At 35.7% G+C, this 2,152-nt stretch carries 2 protein-coding genes and 1 pseudogene; 1 reads left to right on the top strand and 2 read right to left on the bottom strand.

Annotated features, from left to right (window positions below):
* Positions 1 to 256: pseudogene (locus tag VE944_RS16585) on the top strand (hypothetical protein); the annotation flags it as partial.
* Positions 257 to 720: 464 nt separating this feature from the next.
* Here VE944_RS16585 and VE944_RS16580 read toward each other — a convergent pair.
* Positions 721 to 1,461, bottom strand: a complete 741-nt coding sequence (locus VE944_RS16580; RefSeq protein ID WP_324978884.1) for a hypothetical protein — start codon at positions 1,459 to 1,461, stop codon at positions 721 to 723.
* Between the two features lie 381 nt (positions 1,462 to 1,842).
* On the bottom strand, positions 1,843 to 2,152 hold a 310-nt coding region (locus VE944_RS16575), incomplete at its 5' end, for a CBM20 domain-containing protein (RefSeq protein ID WP_324978881.1).

The following is a 2,152-nucleotide window of genomic DNA, read 5'->3' as shown; positions in this document are numbered from 1 at the left end:
TAAGCAATCTTCTAATATGATTACTCAAATTGTGGAAGAACAAAGACAAGCAGCAGCTTTACCATTTTGGGGAATTGCTGGATTGGGTTTGTTATTCGGAATTTCTTTAAATCAACCTGTATGTTTGTTAGCTGCTATAGTTGGAACTGTATTAGCTTTTAGAATTCAGAAATGGGGTTGGCAATTACAGGCAAGTCGTCTATTGTTACAAACATTGGAAGACATTGAAGCGCGTATTGCCCAACCGAATAAGTAACAAAACAGATCCACTTTATAGAGAAAATATCTCTATAAATTTGTATTTTACTATACAAATTTATCGACTAGTCACTTGATTGACACCTCATAAGTACTTAACAATTCCTTTGGGATCACCATAGCAAAAAAAATTAGATATTGGATTTAATTCAGATATTTATTCATATAATTTGCGTGCAATAAATGCTATACGACCTTTTGACAGTAGGTATTTACCATAACTATGGATTGTTTCAACTTCAAAGCCCACGCGCTGAAGTTCACTTTCAACTAGTACTACCCAGCCCTCTCCTTGAGTAAACCTTTTACTTGTGTTTCCCTGTACGACTTGTCCTGTCGTTGCAATGTCGAAGATGAATACACTCCCAGGAGGTAAGGTATTATATATGCGGTGGAATTGAACAAGAATTTGGTGATTGTTGTCTCAATCAAAAGGTAGCTGAGGCATTCACCAATCAATACTTATTGCCTCTTCACAGCAATCGTATAACTAGGTAAATGCGAGGCATCTGTTTGAGTTTTCACAAGTCGCAAGTCATTATCTATATATAAATGCTTAAACACTTGAGAAGTTACCAAAGATGTTTTTTGAGATACATTAACATGATTTATCTCTATATTTTCTAATTTTAGAGCTTTAGGTAAAACCTCTTTCGAGGCGTTCGGTTGAACTTTAGTATTTACTACATGAGTAAACCAGTTGTAGACTGATTCTAAAGTTAGAGGAATTTCTCTATTTGTAAAAGCCTGAAATCTATCAATATTTTGAAGATACCATTTAGCATTTTGAACTCCATATTTTTGGATCAACATGAAATCATAAGCTGGTAATCTTGATTGAAAATTCTCGGATAAAGACTGCTCTTTTCCCATTATATAGCGAGCTACACTGGCACAGTAACCACCATGCTGAAAAATTTGGAAGGACTGCTCTTGTATTCTTTGCGGTAAACTTTCATGAAACGATATTGTAGACCAGATTGGTGTCCAAACACCCACTAAAAGCCGTAATTGCTCTGTAACACTAAAAACAGGATTCTGTTGGCTCAACTTTATAAAATAGGGAAGCAATTCAGTTTTATAAAATTTTATTTCGTCATTTAAAGCTTCTGAATTTCTACCTTGAACTCGTGCCAAAATTTCATTTTTAAATTTTAGTTTTTTTGGAGCACTTAATTGATTTTTTAGTAAGAGGTCGAACATTACCATTTACCTTTCCCTCATTTTTTTAGATGACTTGGCTGGTAAGTATTAAAAACTGCTGAGTTTAGCGATTATAAAGGTACTATCTATTCTTTTATTTTGTAGCTTAAGCCTTTTTGCCCCTCTTTTTAACAGCTTTTGGGTGCTTATCTGCTTGATATTACTCATTTTAACTCACAAAGTGGTGTGATCCAGATCACTGTAAACTAAAATATACTAAAGAAGTATTTAGAAAATATCTAACTACTACACTATGGCTATGGCGCACACTGCGGTTCAATACGCTTATTCGTGTGTTTTTTGTTACTTAAAATTTATAAATAATAAAAAGTGAAGAATCAAAATTTTAATCGTTGACTCTTCACTCTTCATTCGATATTTCTACGATTCTCTTCCCGATGCCCAAGTATCACGCCATTTTACAGTGCCTTCTTTGGCAATCACCCAACGGCGATTTACGAGATTTTCCCGCAGAGGCGATCGCCCTTCCCGCCACATGGCATACTTATAAGCAATCAGCTTACCAGTACTCTCGTCAAAAGGAATTTCAGCAGACCAAGTATTCGGGTTGATGTACTCTAAAGGATATGCTTTGCTGATATCCCAGTTACCCAACTCTGGGCAATCTCCTGTTACCACAATGATTTCACCGGGTTTGGTATCCACGCCAGTGAGTTGGACGCGCACAATT

It is taken from the genome of Nostoc sp. (assembly GCF_035638895.1).
Lineage (GTDB): Bacteria > Cyanobacteriota > Cyanobacteriia > Cyanobacteriales > Nostocaceae > Nostoc.
The sequence above is the reverse complement of the archived record's forward strand: the minus strand, read 5'-3'. Positions and strand labels throughout refer to the sequence as shown.

What these genes read in the sequence shown, in the direction of transcription:
- VE944_RS16580 (WP_324978884.1), bottom strand. Translation starts at nt 1,461, where the DNA reads ATGTTCGACCTCTTACTAAAAAATCAATTAAGTGCTCCAAAAAAACTA.